The organism is Paraburkholderia sp. BR10882 (genome assembly GCF_040948855.1).
Lineage (GTDB): Bacteria > Pseudomonadota > Gammaproteobacteria > Burkholderiales > Burkholderiaceae > Paraburkholderia > Paraburkholderia nodosa_A.
The window spans coordinates 175,541-191,568 of record NZ_JBFPKP010000003.1; the positions used below are offsets into that span (position 1 = coordinate 175,541).

The 16,028-nt window shown below is 66.2% G+C and carries 15 protein-coding genes; 9 read left to right on the forward strand and 6 right to left on the reverse strand.

Annotated features, from left to right (window positions below; genetic code table 11):
* Positions 1 to 10: 10 nt before the first annotated feature.
* The 5 genes from ybaK (at position 11) to AB3X99_RS10095 (ending at position 4,215) form a co-directional block, all read left to right on the forward strand.
* Positions 11 to 502 carry a Cys-tRNA(Pro) deacylase gene (gene ybaK, locus AB3X99_RS10075; protein WP_342947716.1) on the forward strand — a complete coding sequence of 164 codons (492 nt, stop codon included), beginning with the start codon at positions 11 to 13 and terminating at the stop codon, positions 500 to 502.
* Between the two features lie 200 nt (positions 503 to 702).
* On the forward strand, positions 703 to 1,323 hold the full coding sequence (gene plsY / locus AB3X99_RS10080) for a glycerol-3-phosphate 1-O-acyltransferase PlsY (protein ID WP_069267759.1): 621 nt from the start codon (positions 703 to 705) through the stop codon (positions 1,321 to 1,323).
* Positions 1,324 to 1,523: 200 nt separating this feature from the next.
* Positions 1,524 to 3,323 carry a methyl-accepting chemotaxis protein gene (locus tag AB3X99_RS10085; RefSeq protein ID WP_368616804.1) on the forward strand — a complete coding sequence of 600 codons (1,800 nt, stop codon included), beginning with the start codon at positions 1,524 to 1,526 and terminating at the stop codon, positions 3,321 to 3,323.
* Positions 3,324 to 3,410: 87 nt separating this feature from the next.
* The gene (locus AB3X99_RS10090; protein WP_368616805.1) at positions 3,411 to 3,734 is read left to right on the forward strand and encodes an ArsR/SmtB family transcription factor; all 324 of its coding nucleotides are present in this window, start codon (positions 3,411 to 3,413) and stop codon (positions 3,732 to 3,734) included.
* Entirely contained in the window at positions 3,727 to 4,215 is a 489-nt protein-coding gene (locus AB3X99_RS10095) for an SRPBCC family protein (RefSeq protein ID WP_368616806.1), read from the forward strand. Before AB3X99_RS10090 ends, AB3X99_RS10095 begins: the two co-directional genes overlap by 8 nt.
* Positions 4,216 to 4,299: 84 nt before the next feature.
* Here AB3X99_RS10095 and AB3X99_RS10100 read toward each other — a convergent pair whose 3' ends face one another.
* Positions 4,300 to 4,785 (reverse strand): YajQ family cyclic di-GMP-binding protein, encoded by a 486-nt coding sequence (locus tag AB3X99_RS10100; protein ID WP_028209548.1) that lies wholly within the window; start codon positions 4,783 to 4,785, stop codon positions 4,300 to 4,302.
* Between the two features lie 277 nt (positions 4,786 to 5,062).
* Between AB3X99_RS10100 and murB the strand changes: the two genes are divergently transcribed.
* Positions 5,063 to 6,118 (forward strand): UDP-N-acetylmuramate dehydrogenase, encoded by a 1,056-nt coding sequence (murB, locus tag AB3X99_RS10105; RefSeq protein ID WP_368616807.1) that lies wholly within the window; start codon positions 5,063 to 5,065, stop codon positions 6,116 to 6,118.
* A gap of 42 nt (positions 6,119 to 6,160) precedes the next feature.
* Here the strand turns inward: murB and AB3X99_RS10110 are convergent, their stop codons facing one another.
* On the reverse strand, positions 6,161 to 6,988 hold the full coding sequence (locus AB3X99_RS10110) for an EAL domain-containing protein (RefSeq protein ID WP_069267756.1): 828 nt from the start codon (positions 6,986 to 6,988) through the stop codon (positions 6,161 to 6,163).
* Between the two features lie 245 nt (positions 6,989 to 7,233).
* On the opposite strand from AB3X99_RS10110, the gene hmgA reads away from it, so the two are divergent.
* Both hmgA and fahA read left to right on the forward strand, forming a co-directional pair.
* The gene (gene hmgA / locus AB3X99_RS10115; protein ID WP_368603952.1) at positions 7,234 to 8,583 is read left to right on the forward strand and encodes a homogentisate 1,2-dioxygenase; all 1,350 of its coding nucleotides are present in this window, start codon (positions 7,234 to 7,236) and stop codon (positions 8,581 to 8,583) included.
* Positions 8,580 to 9,893: a fumarylacetoacetase gene (gene fahA, locus AB3X99_RS10120; protein ID WP_368616808.1), complete on the forward strand. Its 1,314-nt coding sequence runs from the start codon at positions 8,580 to 8,582 to the stop codon at positions 9,891 to 9,893. The genes hmgA and fahA overlap by 4 nt, the downstream gene beginning before the upstream one ends.
* A 75-nt stretch (positions 9,894 to 9,968) precedes the next feature.
* Here fahA and AB3X99_RS10125 read toward each other — a convergent pair whose 3' ends face one another.
* Together AB3X99_RS10125 and AB3X99_RS10130 are read right to left on the reverse strand one after the other, a co-directional pair.
* Complete coding sequence (locus AB3X99_RS10125) at positions 9,969 to 11,126, reverse strand: MFS transporter (protein ID WP_368616809.1); 1,158 nt, start codon at positions 11,124 to 11,126, stop codon at positions 9,969 to 9,971.
* 112 nt (positions 11,127 to 11,238) lie between these two features.
* On the reverse strand, positions 11,239 to 12,423 hold the full coding sequence (locus AB3X99_RS10130; RefSeq protein ID WP_324161835.1) for an MFS transporter: 1,185 nt from the start codon (positions 12,421 to 12,423) through the stop codon (positions 11,239 to 11,241).
* A gap of 350 nt (positions 12,424 to 12,773) precedes the next feature.
* Here AB3X99_RS10130 and AB3X99_RS10135 point away from each other — a divergent pair, with 350 nt between their 5' ends.
* A complete protein-coding gene (locus AB3X99_RS10135) occupies positions 12,774 to 13,043 on the forward strand; it encodes a hypothetical protein (protein ID WP_256094966.1) in 270 nt (89 codons plus the stop codon).
* Between the two features lie 63 nt (positions 13,044 to 13,106).
* Here the strand turns inward: AB3X99_RS10135 and AB3X99_RS10140 are convergent, their stop codons facing one another.
* Together AB3X99_RS10140 and AB3X99_RS10145 are read right to left on the reverse strand one after the other, a co-directional pair.
* The gene (locus tag AB3X99_RS10140) at positions 13,107 to 14,924 is read right to left on the reverse strand and encodes a winged helix-turn-helix domain-containing protein (protein ID WP_368616810.1); all 1,818 of its coding nucleotides are present in this window, start codon (positions 14,922 to 14,924) and stop codon (positions 13,107 to 13,109) included.
* 243 nt (positions 14,925 to 15,167) lie between these two features.
* The gene (locus AB3X99_RS10145) at positions 15,168 to 15,980 is read right to left on the reverse strand and encodes a crotonase/enoyl-CoA hydratase family protein (protein WP_368616811.1); all 813 of its coding nucleotides are present in this window, start codon (positions 15,978 to 15,980) and stop codon (positions 15,168 to 15,170) included.
* Positions 15,981 to 16,028: the final 48 nt, after the last annotated feature.

Consider the following 16,028-nt stretch of genomic DNA (forward strand, 5'->3'; position numbering starts at 1 on the left):
CAATGCGCCGATGAGCAAAACGAAACACGTGTCCGAAACGCCCGCCACACAAATGCTGCGCCGCGCGGGCGTCGCGTTCGGCGAGCATCCCTACGAGTATGTCGAGCATGGCGGCACGGAAGAGTCCGCGCGCCAGCTCGGCGTGGACGAGCATCGCGTCGTCAAGACGCTGGTGATGGAGGACGAGCACGCGAAGCCGCTCATCGTCCTGATGCATGGCGACCGCAAGGTGTCGACGAAGAATCTCGCGCGGCAGATCGGCGCGAAGCGTATCGAGCCCTGCAAGCCCGACGTCGCGAACCGTCATTCGGGGTACCTGGTGGGCGGCACGTCGCCCTTCGGCACCAAGAAAGCCATGCCTGTGTATGTCGAGTCGACCATACTCGAACTCGACGAGATCTGGCTCAATGGGGGCCGTCGCGGCTATCTCGTGAGCCTTGCCCCGGCGGTGCTCACGACGCTCCTGAACGCGAAGCCGGTGCAGTGCGCAAGCGTCGAATAGCGCACGGCGAACGGTGACTGGACGCTTCCGTCCGTTGCCGTTGCTTCCCTGATTTACCCTGGTTCGTGCGTGCTTATGCCGCCTGCGCGGGCAGGGCGCGCCCGCGCTTCGGTAGAATGAGCGCCGTCGCGCGTTGCCGGGCGGCGATGACCATCGCTTGCTCCCGGCGCGCATCGTTCCACTTCCTCCGGGTTTCGTGCATGTACAACCTGTTCGTCGCCGTTCTTGCCTATCTGATCGGCTCGGTTTCGTTCGCCGTGATCGTGAGCGCCTTCATGGGCCTCGACGATCCGCGCTCCTACGGTTCCGGCAATCCCGGCGCGACCAACGTGCTGCGCAGCGGCAACAAGAAGGCCGCGATCCTCACGCTGATCGGCGATGCGTTCAAGGGCTGGCTGGCCGTCTGGCTCGTCGCGCACTTCGGCCCGCGTTACGGTCTGGGCGACGCCGCCGTCGCGCTCGCCGCGATCGCCGTGTTCCTCGGCCACCTGTATCCGGTGTTCTTCCGCTTCAAGGGCGGCAAGGGCGTCGCCACCGCGGCCGGCGTCCTGCTCGCCGTGAATCCGATTCTCGGTGTCGCCACGCTCGCCACGTGGCTCATCGTCGCGTTCTTCACGCGCTACTCGTCGCTCGCGGCGCTGGCGGCTGCCGTGTTCGCGCCGCTCTACTACGTGTTCATGTTCGGCCCGCGCATCGTCGCGCTCGCCATCCTCGCCATGAGCGTGCTGCTGTTCTGGCGGCATCGCGCGAACATCTCCAAGCTCATCGCGGGCAAGGAAAGCCGCATCGGCGAGAAGAAGGCGGCCGGCGCCGGCAAGTAGATCGCAAAAAGGGCTTCGCCACTGCAATCGAATAGTCTGACAATTTCGCTTATCGTCTGCCATCTTCCGGTAAGTGGGCGATTAATGGCGCGTCTGCTACGGTGCGCCCTCAAGAACGCCGTGTGGCGTGCCGTAATCCCTGATAGTCCCAGATCAGGCTTTTGCGGCTTCCCTCCTTCTATCCCACACGGCAATCCCCCATGTTTTCCACCATCCGCGCGCGCATCGTCGCGCTATGCGTCGTCATTGTCGTGAGCGCGCTTGCCGCGAATACGGCGCTCAATTATTTCGTCGCCAACTCGCACAACAAGGATTCGATCGACAGCACGCTCACGGCGCTCGAAGAAAGCCACACGCAGGGTATTGCCGACTGGGTCGCGACGCACGTGCGGATGATCGACTCGCTCCAGGACGCCGTGCTCGCGCCGGATCCTGTGCCGGCGCTCAAGCAGATCGCGGCAGCGGGCGGTTTCACGAACGTCTACGTGGGCTATGCCGACCGCACGGCGAAGTTCTCCGACGCCACCGGCATCCCGGCCGACTACGACCCGACCGGGCGCCCCTGGTACAAGCAGGCCGTTGCGGCGGGCAAGGCGGTCGTCACGCCGCCCTATGTGGACGTGGGCACGGGCAAGCTCGTGGTGGCGTTCGCGGAGCCGGTGATTCGCGACGGCGCCGTGAAGGGCGTCATCTCCGGCGACGTGGCGATGGACGACGTGATTGCCAACGTCCGCTCGATTCATCCGACGCCGGCGAGCTTCGGCATGCTCGTCGACGCGAGCGGCGCGATCGTTGCGCACCCCGACGCACAGCTCACGCTCAAACCCGTCGCGGACCTCGCGCCCGAGCTCGCCGGCGATCGCCTGAACACGCTGTTCGCGGCGAGCGAGCCGTTGAAGGTGGACGTGAAGGGCGACATCAAGCTCATGCGTGCGCAAACGATTCCGGGTACCGACTGGCGCGTGGTCGTCGCTTTCGACCGCGCCGATGCGACGGCGGCCATGCGCTCGCTGCTCACGGCGTCGCTCATCGCGCTCGTGGTGATCGCGGTGGCGGCCGCGGCGATCGTGGCCGCCGCGACGGCCGTATCGTTCCAGCGCCTCTCGCGCGTGCGCGACGCAATGGACGCGATCAGCACCGGCGAGGGTGATCTGACGAAGCGCCTGCCCGCCGTGGGCAACGACGAAGTCGCGCAGATCGCGCGCTCGTTCAACGCGTTCATGGACAAGCTGCGCGACGTGATGCGCCACATCCGCGACGCGAGCGAATCGGTGCGTACCGCGAGCGACGAGATCGCGGCGGGCAACGTCGACCTGTCGGGCCGTACCGAATCGGCTGCAGCGAGCCTCGAAGAGACGGCAGCTTCGATGGAGGAGATCACGGCGACGGTCGCGCAATCGGCGAACGCGGCGCAGCAGGCGGACGTGACGGCGGCCACGGCTTCGCAGGCAGCCTCGCGCGGCGGCTCGGTGATTGGCGACGTGGTGCACACGATGGGCGATATCGAGAAGGCGTCGGTCAAGATCGCGGACATCATCGGCGTGATCGACGGCATCGCGTTCCAGACCAACATTCTGGCGTTGAACGCCGCCGTGGAAGCGGCGCGCGCCGGGGAGCAGGGCCGCGGCTTCGCAGTGGTGGCGGGCGAGGTGCGCAGCCTGGCCCAGCGCAGCGCGCAGGCCGCGCGCGAAATCAAGGCGCTGATCGAATCGACCGTTTCCAGCGTGACTTCGGGCTCGCAGCTCGTGCGCCGCGCCGGCTCGACGATGGATGAGATCGTGTCGAATGTCGCGAACGTGACGACCATCATCGCCGAGGTCACCAATGCCGCCGGTGAGCAGACGCGCGGCATCCAGGAGGTGAACCGGGCGGTCAGCCAGCTCGACGAGATGGTTCAGCAGAATGCGGCGCTCGTCGAGCAGTCGACGGCTGCCGCGGCGGCGCTGCGTGGCCAGGCTGCCAATCTCGCGGATGCGGTTGGCCAGTTCAGGCTCGATTGAGGCGAAGGTACGGTTGAAACGGGAAGACGGCGCTGCGGCGCCGTTTTCTCACCTTGACATGCAACCATGTGGTTGCATAATCAATGCATGAACGACGACGCCGTATTCCGTGCGCTGGCGGACGCGAGCCGCCGTCAACTGCTTGACCGCCTCCATGCAAAAAACGGCCAGACGCTGACCGATTTATGCGAAGGGCTGGCCATCTCGCGTCAGGCGGTTACGAAGCATCTCACGGTGCTGGAAGAGGCGAACCTCGTCGCGACGCAGCGGCATGGGCGCGAGAAGCGGCATTTCATCAATCCGGTCCCCATCGGCGAGATTGCCGCACGCTGGATTGGCAAGTTCGAGCACGAGCGCGTGGGTGCGCTCGTCGACCTCAAGCGATCACTCGAAGGAGATAGCCATGAGTAGCGACAAGCACACGCAAGGCAGTGCAGCCGGCGACTCGACGTTCGTCTACGTCACGTTCATCCGCACCACGCCGGAAGCGTTGTGGACGGCGCTCACGAGCCGCGAGTTCACCGAGCGCTACTGGTTCGGCATGCATCACGAATGCGACTGGCAAACGGGCTCGCCCTGGTCGCTGCGCTTCGCCGACGGCCGCATTGCCGATTCGGGCGCGGTGGTCGAAGCCGATCCCCCGCGCCGGCTCGTGCTGCGCTGGCGCAACATGTTCCTGGCCGAACTCCATGCCGAGGGCGATTCACTTTGCACGATCGACATCGAACCCGTGGAGCACGCGGTCAAGCTCACGATTACGCACCACATGGCGCGGCCGGGATCGGTCTTCATCGAGAAGGTGTCGGGCGGCTGGCCGCGCATCCTCTCGAATCTCAAGACACTGCTGGAAACCGGCGAGGTGCTCATGCCGCTCGTGGTGACGGCGGACTGAGCGCGAGAAAGCGAGCGCGCGCGCCGACGTGTGAAACGAAACGGGGCGGCCCGAGCTGCCCCGCAATACGCTGGACTTGCCGCCTTAGTCGCGGAAGTTGTTGAAGTCGAGCGGCGTGTCGGTCACGTCCTTGCGCAGCATGGCGATCACGCTTTGCAGGTCGTCGCGCTTGGCGCCCGTCACGCGCACCGCGTCGCCCTGGATGCTCGCCTGGACCTTGATCTTGCTGTCCTTCACGAGCCTCACGATCTTCTTTGCGAGGTCGCCCGACACACCCTTCTTGACGGTAATGACCTGCTTGACCTTGTCGCCGCCGATCTTCTCGATCTTGCCGTAGTCGAGGAAGCGTACGTCCACATTGCGCTTGGCCATTTTCGACACGAGCACGTCCTTCACCTGGCCGAGCTTGAAGTCGTCGTCGGCGAACGCGGTCAGTTCGCGCTCCTTTTGCTCGACGCGCGAATCCGAGCCCTTGAAGTCGAAGCGTGTGGAGATCTCCTTGTTGGATTGCTCCACGGCGTTCTTTACTTCGATCATGTTGGCTTCGCTGACGACGTCAAACGATGGCATTGCTTTCTCCAAAAAGTACGAGGTGCGCAAACGGCGGTGCAAAAACCATGCAAGCCAAATGCCCGCGGGTCGCAGCTGTATTCCGCAGCCCACAGACGCATTTTCAGGCAGCGGTTCGCGCACTCGCTATAATCACGGACCGACGCCATTCTACCGGCGCCGTTGCGTTTGCCCAAGGCGGCTTGCCGCCGCCCGGAGGCGAGTCAGCAGTGCGCAGGTGCCTCCCGGCGGCTTTCGGGCCATTTTTAGTCTGCTGTCCGTGTTCCGTTCTTTCTCGATGCCCGTCGTCCAAACGCCCGTTACAACGTCACCTGTGTGGTTTGCCGCCGGCTTTGCGCTGCGCGCGCACAACACATTTGGCTTCGACGTGCGTGCGCGCTACGCGTGCCGCGTCGAAAGCGAGGCCGACCTTGCGGCCGCGGTGCGCGACCCCCGCGCCCAGGGCTTGCGTATGCTCGTGCTGGGTGGTGGCAGCAACGTCGTGCTCACGCGGGACTTCGACGGTCTCGTGCTGCTCATGGCGCTGACCGGCAAGCGCGTGGCCTACGAAGACGGCCACGCCTGGTACGTGGAAGCGGCTGCGGGCGAGAACTGGCACGATTTTGTGTCCTGGACGCTCGAAGCGGGCATGCCGGGCCTCGAGAATCTGGCGCTGATTCCGGGCACGGTGGGCGCGGCGCCCATTCAGAACATCGGCGCCTACGGGCTCGAGATGGCCGAGCGCTGCGTGTCGGTGCGGGCCATCGAAATGGCGACCGGCAAAGCCGTGGAGTTCGACGCGGGCGCCTGCCGCTTTGGCTATCGCGACAGCTTCTTCAAGCGCGAAGGGCGCGATCGTTTCGTCATCACCTCGGTCACGTTCCGCCTGCCGAAGGTGTGGCAGGCCAACGCGGGCTATGCCGATCTCGCGCGCGAGCTGGCCCAGCACAACGCCGGCGAGGCGCCGCATGCGCGTGCCGTATTCAACGCTGTGGTCGCGGTGCGGCGCGCGAAGCTGCCTGACCCGCTCGAACTCGGCAATGCGGGTAGTTTCTTCAAGAACCCCGTGATCGAAGCGCAGCAGTTCGATACGCTCGTCGTGCGCGAGCCGCAGATCGTTTCGTACCACCAGGCCGACGGGCGCGTGAAGCTCGCGGCGGGCTGGATGATCGACCGGTGCGGCTGGAAGGGCCGTGCGCTGCGGGCCGCGGCGGTGCACGAGCGTCAGGCGCTCGTGCTCGTCAATCGCGGCGGTGCGACCGGCGCGGACATTCTCGAACTCGCAGAGGCGATCCAGCGCGACGTGCTCGCGCGCTTCGGCGTGGAGTTGGAGCAGGAACCCGTCAGCCTCTAAGGCCGCACAGGCTCCGCCCGGCGCCTTGCTTGCCTCACATCGTCAAATCACCTTGTCCTGGGCCGCGAACACCGGCCCCTGCACGAAGCGTACGTCGTACTGCTGCAACTGCTCGAACTGCGCCGCATCGGTCACGCGGTTGAAAATCAGCGGAATGCGCAGCCGCGCCGCATAGCTCACGAGCGGCTTGACCATCGAATCGCGCAGCGCGGACGCCGCATCCATCTTCACGAAGTCGGGCCGAGGCACGTCCGACACCGAAAGAATCTGCCCGGCATTGGGCAGATTGCCCGCCACCTTGAACCCGTACCGCTGATAGCTCTTCGTGAGATAGCCGAGGAACGTGCGGTGCGCGACCGCCGCCGGCGGCAGCTCGATCACGATGCGTCCGGGGTTCAGCCCGAACGACACCAGCACGTTCGAGAAATGCCTTCCATGGTCGTACTTCACGCTCTTCAGGAGGCGCTCGTGCACGCGCAGGAAGAGCAGCCCGTGCTGCTGGCCACCCAGAAAATTGATGGCGTGCAGCGCGCGCACCATGCGGTCGACCGCGACGAGGTCAGGATCGTCGAGCGTGTCGCTGAATGCGTCGCAGGGCGCGAGCTGGCCGTCCTGTTCGCGCAGCGTGACCGCCTGATAGCCGAGTTCGTCGCCAAAGCGCGAGGCCATCGCGAGATCGGCGGTGAGCGACTGCGCCCCGCTGTGCACGCTGATGTCGTAAATCGGCTCGTAGGCGCTCAATAGCTCCACGCCGCGCCGCCGCGCCACGGCCTCTTTAGCGTGCGCGCCAGTGCCCATCGCCAGATGCTCGCCGAGAAACGGATGGTCGGCGGCGCGGGCAACGAGCTCGGGAATGGTGGGAGCAATCATGTGATGTAGCGGGAAGCGGATGAGAAGTGCGAGCCCCACACGGGGTCGCATGACCCGATGGTAGCAGCCCGCAGCCGCCCCGGATGGACTGTTTGGTCATAACGTTATCGACCATTCGCCCACATTCTGGAGGCCACCGACTGTCCGTCAGGGTATACGCCTAATTTCACTAATCGTAATTGCTTTTACCATCCGTAAATCACGTGGCGTCATGTCACGGCTCGAGAACGTGGAGAGACCAAGCAATGAACGCACCTTTGCGTGACCCAACCGAAGTCCAGCACGGCTATATGAGCGGCTTCGCCAACGAATTCGCGACCGAGGCGCTGGCGGGCGCGCTGCCCGAAGGCCAGAACTCGCCGCAGCGCTGCGCCTATGGCCTGTACGCCGAGCAGCTCTCGGGCACCGCGTTCACTGCGCCGCGCTCGCACAACCGCCGCACGTGGTTCTACCGGATCCGTCCGGGCGCCGTGCATCGGCCGTTTGCGCCGGTCGCCTCGCGCCTCGATGTGAATGGCGCGCCGCGCCTCGTCGCCGATTTCGGCGACGTGCCGCCCACGCCGCCCAACCAGCTGCGCTGGGACGCGCTACCCATGCCCACGGAGCCGACCGATTTCATCGACGGCTGGGTGACGATGTCGGGCAACGGCTCCGCGGCCTCGATGAGCGGCTGCGCGATCCACCTGTACGCGGCGAACCGGCCGATGGTCGACCGCTTCTTCTACAACACCGACGGCGAGCTGCTGATCGTCCCGCAGCAGGGGCGGCTTGCCATCCGCACGGAGATGGGCCGGCTCGATGTCGAGCCGTTCGAGATCGTCGTGATCCCGCGCGGCGTGCGCTTCACGGTGGATTTGCCTGACGGCGAAGCACGCGGCTATATCTGCGAGAACTTCGGCGCGCTCCTGCGTCTGCCGGATCTCGGCGTGATCGGCTCGAATGGCCTCGCGAATCCGCGCGACTTCCTCACGCCCGTCGCCGCCTATGAAGACCGCGAAGGCGAGTTCGAACTCGTCACGAAGCTGGGCGGTCAGCTCTGGCGCGCCGACATCGGCCATTCGCCGCTCGACGTGGTGGCATGGCACGGCAACTACGCGCCCTACAAGTACGACCTGCGCCGCTTCAACACCATCGGCTCGATCAGCTACGACCACCCCGATCCCTCGATCTTCCTCGTGCTGCACGCGCCCACGGACACGCCGGGGGTCGACTCGATCGACTTCGTGATCTTCCCGCCGCGCTGGCTTGCGGCCGAGAACACGTTCCGACCGCCCTGGTATCACCGCAACGTGGCGAGCGAGTTCATGGGCCTCGTGCACGGCGTGTACGACGCCAAGGCCGAAGGCTTCGTGCCGGGCGGCGCGAGCCTGCACAACTGCATGTCGGGCCATGGCCCGGATGCCGAGACCTTCGAAAAAGCCTCGAACTCCGACACGACCAAACCGCACAAGGTCGGCGACACGATGGCCTTCATGTTCGAGACCCGCACGCTGATCCGTCCGACGCGCTACGCGCTCGAAACGAGCCAGCTGCAGGCGCATTACTACGAGTGCTGGCAAGGCCTCACGAAACACTTCAATCCGGAGCAGCAATGAACAGCACCATGACGGACGAACTCAAGGCGACGCTCGACGCGAAGCGCAAGAGCTGGGTCGAGAGCGCGAACGACGCCCAGTGCGATTTCCCGATCCAGAACCTGCCGTTCGGCGTGTTCAGCGATACCGGCAACGCAACGGCGCGCGTGGGCGTCGCGATCGGCGACCTCGTGGCCGACCTTGCGGTGCTGCACGAAGCCGGGCTGCTGCGTCTGCCCGCGAATGCGCAGCAAGACGTCTTTGCGCGTGCCGCGCTGAACGACTTCATCGCGCTTGGCCGCGAGACGTGGCGCAGCGTGCGCGTGCAGCTTTCTTCGCTGCTCGCGCGCGAAACGGCCACGCTGCGCGACGACGCGGCGTTGCGCCAGCGCGCCTTCGTGAAGCTCGCCGACGCGAAACTGCATCTGCCGGTGCAGATTCCGGGCTACACCGACTTCTACTCGTCGAAGGAACACGCGACGAACGTCGGCTCGATGTTTCGTGATCCGAAGAATGCGCTGCTGCCGAACTGGTCCGAGATGCCGATCGGCTACAATGGCCGCGCGTCGTCGGTGGTGGTGAGCGGCACGCCGGTGCGCCGCCCGAGGGGCCAGTTGAAGCTGCCCGATCAGGATCGTCCGGTGTTCGGCGCATGCCGCAAGCTCGATATCGAGCTGGAAACGGGCTTCATCGTCGGGCGCGGCAATGCGCTCGGCGAGCCGATCGCGTGCGAAGACGCCGAGGACCACATCTTCGGCATGGTGCTGCTCAACGACTGGAGCGCGCGCGACATCCAGCAATGGGAATACGTGCCGCTCGGGCCGTTCAATTCGAAAGGATTTGCCACGACGATTTCGCCGTGGGTCGTCACGCTCGACGCGCTGGAGCCGTTCCGCGTCGCGCAGCCGGTGCAGGAACCGCAGCCGCTCGAATACCTGCGTCACGAGGGCGACCACGCGTTCGACATTGCGCTCGAAGTGCGGATGCAGCCCGAAGGCGCGGCCGAGGCGACGACCATCGCGCGCACGAATTTCCGCCACATGTACTGGTCGATGGCGCAGCAGCTCGCGCATCACACCGTGGCGGGGTGCAACACGCGCGTGGGCGACCTGATGGGTTCGGGCACGATCTCGGGCCCGACGCCGGACTCGTTCGGCAGCCTGCTCGAGCTCACCTGGAACGCGAAGAATCCGCTCGAACTGAAGAGCGGCGGCACGCGCGGCTTCATCGAAGACGGCGACGAACTCACGCTCGCTGGCTGGTGCCAGGGCGATGGCTATCGCGTGGGGTTGGGTGCCTGCGTCGGCAAGATCCTCCCGGCGCTGAAGTAACCACGCCTGAACTCAGCAAGCAAAACGGCCGATGCGCTTTGAAGGCGCATCGGCCGTTTTTCGTGCGTACTCGCGTTATGCGCGCGCTTGCGCCAAACCTCGCGTCCGCTCCCAGCGCAGCGCGCCGAGAAACACCAATGCGCCCGCGAACAGCACCCACAGCATCGCGTCTTGGCCCGCGTGCTCCATCAGCGCGCCGGTGACGACCGGGCCGGCGAAGCTCGCCGCGCTCCACGCCGCGCTCACGAGCGCACTCGCGGAAACGAGCGCGACGCCCGCGAAACGCTCGCCGCACGCCACGATAGCGAGCGTATAAATGGAGCCCGCCGCCGCGCCCAGCACGAAGAGGAGCGGCCAGCGCAGCCAGGGCGTATCGACGACGAAGGGCAACAGCGGCAGCAGCACCGCGACGATCACGCCCATGAGCGCATGCACGCGCTCGCGGCCGAGCCGGTCGGCGAGCCAGCCGATGGGGAATTGCATGGTCGTGTCGCCGAGCAGCACGACTGAGGCAAACAGCACGGCCACTTCGGTGTCGATGCCGTGACCCATCGCGAAGAGCGGCAACAGCGACAGCGCGAGCGTGTCGAATAGCGCGAAAAACCCGGTGGCGATGATGAGCGCTGGCATCTTCGGCATTACGTGACGCCAGCTCCCGTGCGGCTCGTGCATGTCGGTCTGCTGCGGATTCGAACGGATCGCTGCGAGCATTGGCAGCGCGATGAGAAAGATCGCGCCGCAGATCGCGAAGCGCCACGCCGTATAGTCCGCGATCTGGCTCACGAGCACCGGGCCCGACATCTGGAACAGCGTGAACGTGGTCGCGTAGATGCCCACCACGCGGCCGCGGTTCGAGTCGTCGGCGAGTTCGTTGACCCAGGCTTCGCCAATCGTGAAGAGCAGCATGAGCGCCGCGCCGCAGAGCATGCGCAGGAGCGCCCAGAGCCACAGATTGGCGCTGGTCTGCATCAATGCGGTCGCGACGGCCACGGTCAGCACCGAGCCGACGATCACCTGGCGCGAGCCGAAGCGTGTGGAGATCCATGCCGTGAACGGCACGACGGCAAGGCCTCCCAGCGCCTGGGCGGCAGTGAGCAGGCCGACGATGGCGGTGCCGTGGCCGGCGTCGGTGAGGGCGAGGGCGGTGAGCGGAAGCGTCGCGCCGGAGCCGAGACCGACCACGGCCACGCTCAGGATCAGCGCGAGAAAGTCGCGGGTGAGGACGGTTTTCATCGGGCGTGATGCTACTACGTGCGCATGAAAATCGCGGCGCAGGCGTGCCTCAGGTTGAGCGCGCGCGCCTCAATGCAACGCGCGCACGCCCGTGCCCGCGGCGAGCAAAGCATCAGGCGCAGGAAGTCGGCCCGGAAACCGCCACGCGGCGGCGCGCGCGCCGGTCGATCTGCGCCGAAACCAGTGTGAGCGCGAGCGCTGCGAAAGCCGTGACCACGCCCACCCACGGCAGCGCCGTGAGCGGCGCGCCTGCGCTGATCGCGACGCCCCCAATCCAGGCGCCGCCTGCATTGCCGAGATTGAACGCGCCCTGGTTGAGCGTGGAGGCGAGGTTGGGCGCATCGCTCGCGCGGTTGACAATCAGTATCTGCAGCGGCGGCACGATCGCGAACGCAAGGATGCCCCACACGAAGATCGTCGCCATGGCCGCTATCGGGTCGTGCATGGTCAGCGAGAACGCGGCGAGCACCACGGCGATCATCGCGAGAAACGTGAGCAGCGAGCGCATGAGCTTCCAGTCGGCGAGCTTGCCGCCCAGCGTGCTGCCTACCGTGAGCCCAAGGCCGAACAGCAGCAGCACGAACGTGACTTCATGCGGCGAGAAGCCGGTCACGTCTTCGAGAATCGGCGTGATGTAGGTGAACACCGCGAAGAGGCTGGCCGAGGCCAGCACGCTCATGCCGAGCACCATGAGCACCTGCGGGTTCTTCAGCACGCCGAACTCATGCACGAGGCTCGCCTTCTGCATTTCGATCTTCGCGGGCAGGCACACCTGCAGCGCCGCCGCTGCGAGAATGCCGATGGCCGTCACGGCCCAGAACGTCGTGCGCCATCCGGCGATCTGGCCGAGCGCTGTGCCGAGCGGCACGCCCAGCACGTTAGCGAGCGTCAGGCCCGTGAACATCAGCGCGATGGCCTGCGCACGGCGGTTCGGCGCGACGAGGCCTGCCGCGACCACCGAGCCGATGCCGAAGAACGCGCCGTGGCAGAACGCCGTGACGATGCGCGCGGCCATCAGGATCGAGTAGTTCGGCGCGAGCGCACACAACAGGTTGCCGACGATGAAGATGCCGATCAGGCGCATGAGCGCCTGCTTGCGCGGCACATTGGCAATCGCGATGGCGACGATGGGTGCGCCGATCGTCACGCCAAGCGCATAGGCCGAGACGAGCATGCCCGCCGCCGGGATCGAGACGCTCAGGTCGCGCGCGACGTCGGGCAGCAGGCCCATGATGACGAATTCGGTGGTACCGATACCAAAAGCGGCAACGGCAAGGGCGAGAAGAGGCAGGGGCATGGCGTGGGGTCGGCGCAGGACGGCGACGGGCATTGAGCGCGAAGCCGTTTTATTTAAGTCAACGCGGAATTGTACTGAAACCCGTCACAACGCATACGGCACGCTTTTCAAAGCTGTTGGGAAAACAACAGCTTTTCTTGCCGGACTCCGTTCACCGTTCCTTCATATTTCTTGACGATTTCTACAGGTTACGTGCATGGCGCAACGTGCTCGCGGGCAGCACGATACCCACACGATCCAACGAGCGAAACAGTCCGCCCACCGGGCCGCCCGCCGGCGGTCGCCGCCCTCGCGTCGTCCGTCCCGCGCATGACGGAACCGAATATGCGCAACCTTCCTGGAGCGATGTCATGAACACGATGACCACAGTACGCATCGCGGTGGCCGCAGCGGCCGCCTTATTCGCAGGTAGCGCGCTGGCGCAATCGCAGAGCGACGACCCGTCACAACAGGCCAGCACACCGCCGGCTGCGCAGGACGTGGGCGGCTCGCCGATGTCGACAAGCGCATCGGGCGCGCCGATGAGGCTCACGCACGCGCAGGTCTATCAGGACCTGGTGCGCTCCGAGCAATCGGGCCAGCAGAAGGCGCTGAACGAAGGGCTCTATCACGGGAACTGAGTCGACAGGGAGACCCAGGCATCAGGACGGCGCCCCAACGCGCTCTCGCAATGTGCGCCACGCTCAGCGTGTCGGGCCGCCGCCAATATGTTTTTCGATGAGCCGCATGCGCCCCGTCGGGCGCCAGGGCGCGAACCATGGATTCGTGCGCAACTCGCATAGCCGCGAACTGCGCTCGGCCAGCGCCGTTTCGAGCCAGCGGAACATTTCGTCGGGCTGCGCGAGCCGCGCGTGGGCCTCGGCGATGAGCAGCGGCGAGGTGTATCGCGCCCGCCGCCGCGCGAGCAGATCTTCCAGATACCAGCGCAGCACCGCGTCATAGCCGCCCGTTTCCCAGCGGGCGCGAATGGTGGTCGCACGCGCCTGCTGGTTGCAGCGTTCGAGCGCCTCCACGGTGGCGTCCACGGCCTGCGCATAGAGCTTTTTCACTTCGAACGCCGTAGCGAGCAACTGATAGACGAGCGGCGGATGGTCCATGTGCCCCGGCGCGAGATATTCACTCACGACTTCCGCATGCCTGCCCGACATCACCATGCCGAACGCGCGCGACCCCTGGAACGCCAGCGGATCGATGCGTTCGGCGCGCTCCATCGCGGCGTCGCCTTCGGCGCGGCGTCCCGCCGCCACCAGCATGCGCGCATAGAGCCGATGCGCCTCCGGGTAACTCGGGTTGCGCCGCAGGGCATCCTTGAAGCCGGCCTCGGCCTGGTCCCAGTCCCAGTCGTAGAAGTAGCGCACGGCCGCGAGCGCGTGATGCGCCTCGGGCAGATCCGGGTCGAGTTCGAGCGCGCTTTCGGCGAGCGAGCGCGCAACCGGCCAGCCGTCGTCGGGCGCGACGAAGCCATGCACAACCGTCGATCCGTAGTAGTTCGAAAGGCCCGTATAGCCGAGTGCGTAACTCGGGTCGTGCTCGAGCGCGGACTCGAAGTAGGTTCGGCTGCGCACGAAGTCTTCGCCGTCGATGCCGTGTTGCGCGCAAAAGCCCGCTTCGAAATGCACGCGTCGATACCAGAAGAAACGCCCGCGCACATACGCGTCGTGCGCGGCGGGATTGACAGGCAGGCGCCGCTCGAGGCGCGTGCGCTGCTGCTCGGAAAGCGTGGTCGCCAGGTTCTCGGCGAGCGCCGCGACCGCTTCCTTGAGGATGTCGAGTGCGCCTTGCGTGGCGCTTTCGTGCGCGCGGCTCCAGATCTGCGCTTCGTCGGCGCAGCGGATCAGACGCGTGAGGATGCGGGTTTGCTGCCCCGCGCGCGTGAGCGAGCCTTCGAGCACGTAGTCGAGCTTCAGTTCGCGCGCGATCTCGCCGATGCTCTTTTGTGTCGCGCGGTAACGCGCCGCCGTGGTGCGCGCGATCGTGAGGAGGCGCTCGGGGTTGAGCGCGCCGAGCGTAACCGAGATCTCATCGGCGAGGGCGCTGCACAGGCTGTCCTGGCTCGCGTCGCCGGTGTGGTTGGTGAACGGCAGCACCAGCATGCGTACGGCGGGCGGCGCGTGCTCGCTCTCGCGCGTCGCTAGCGGGTCGCGCGCGGCAGCCGACGCACCGTGAGCCTCGGACGGCTCGGGCAGGATGCCGTCGAACCGGTAGCCCTTGCCCTTCACGGTGATGAGGTGGCGCGGTTTGGCGGGGTCGTCGGCGAGCGCGATGCGGATCTTGCGGATCGCCGTGTTCAGGCCGTTGTCGGTGTCGCGAAAGGGGCTGCCGGCCCACAGCCGGTCGACGATGTCCGCGCGCGAGATCAACTCGCCGCGGCGCGAGGCAAGCAGGATCAGAAGATCCATCGGCAACCGCTCCAGCTTGACCTCCATACCTTCTCGGCGCAACTGGTACCGCTCGACGTCGAGTTCGAAGTCCGCGAAGCGGATGATCCGATCCGTCGGCATGAGATCTCTCCCGTGATGCGGCATCAGGGAAGGGGGCGCCGGGGCGGTTCGTCTGAAGATTGCCGTTAGACGACGCAGCAGTCCTCAGCGTCATTACACATGGCGGCAGGGGCGGGGGCAGCGGCGCGGATCAATTTCAATGTAGTGGGTCGGGCGCGCGCCTTCAAGCGTCAAGCACTGCGCATTGTGGCCATCGACACGTCAATCGGCTGTCGCGACGTTCGCGTGCGATTTTTGTTGAGCTCACTTCTGTTTCAGCGGATCGAGCGGTTCGCCGTGACGGCCCGCGCCGGCCGCGAAGCGCGCCGCGAGTGCGAGCCCCTCGTCGAGCACCGCGCGATAGCCGAGCGCGCCTTCGCGGCGCAACGCCTCGGCCGTGTCGGGCAGCATGCTGTGCTCGAGCGCCGAGCGCCGGTCCGCGAGCAGCGCCGCCTGGGGCAGCGCTGCGAGTTGCGCGGCCAGTTGCTCGGCGGCCTGGCGCGCGCCGCCTTTGGCGACCACACGATTGGCGAGGCCGAACGCGAGGGCTTCCTGCGCATCGACGGCGCGCCCCGTGAGGATCAGATCGAGTGCGCGCGACAGCCCGATCAGGCGCGGCAGGCGCACCGTGCCGCCGTCGATGAGCGGCACGCCCACACGGCGGCAGAACACGCCGAGCACGGCGTCTTCTTCGAGCACGCGCAGGTCGCACAGCAGTGCGAGTTCGAGCCCGCCCGCAACGGCGTAGCCTGAAATCGCCGCGATTACGGGCTTGCTGAGCGACATGCGCGTGGGGCCGAGCGGGCCCGCGCCGCTGCCGTCCGCGCGGATTTCATTGCGGCGCTCGGGGTCGGCGAGCGCGGTGAGGTCCGCGCCCGCGCAGAACGTGCCGCCCGCGCCGTACAGCACACCCGCGAGCCATGCGGGATTTTCTTCGAAGCGTGCAAACGCGGCAGCGAGTGCAGTCGCAACGGGTCTGTCGATGGCGTTGCGCTGCGCCGGGCGGTCGAGCACGAGAATTGCTAGATGTTCCTGGCTTTCGATACGCACGTGCTCGCCGAAGGTTTCGATCGTCATGTGTCAGTCCTCGATGCGCCCCGCATTCGTCATAAAAATTTAATGGCT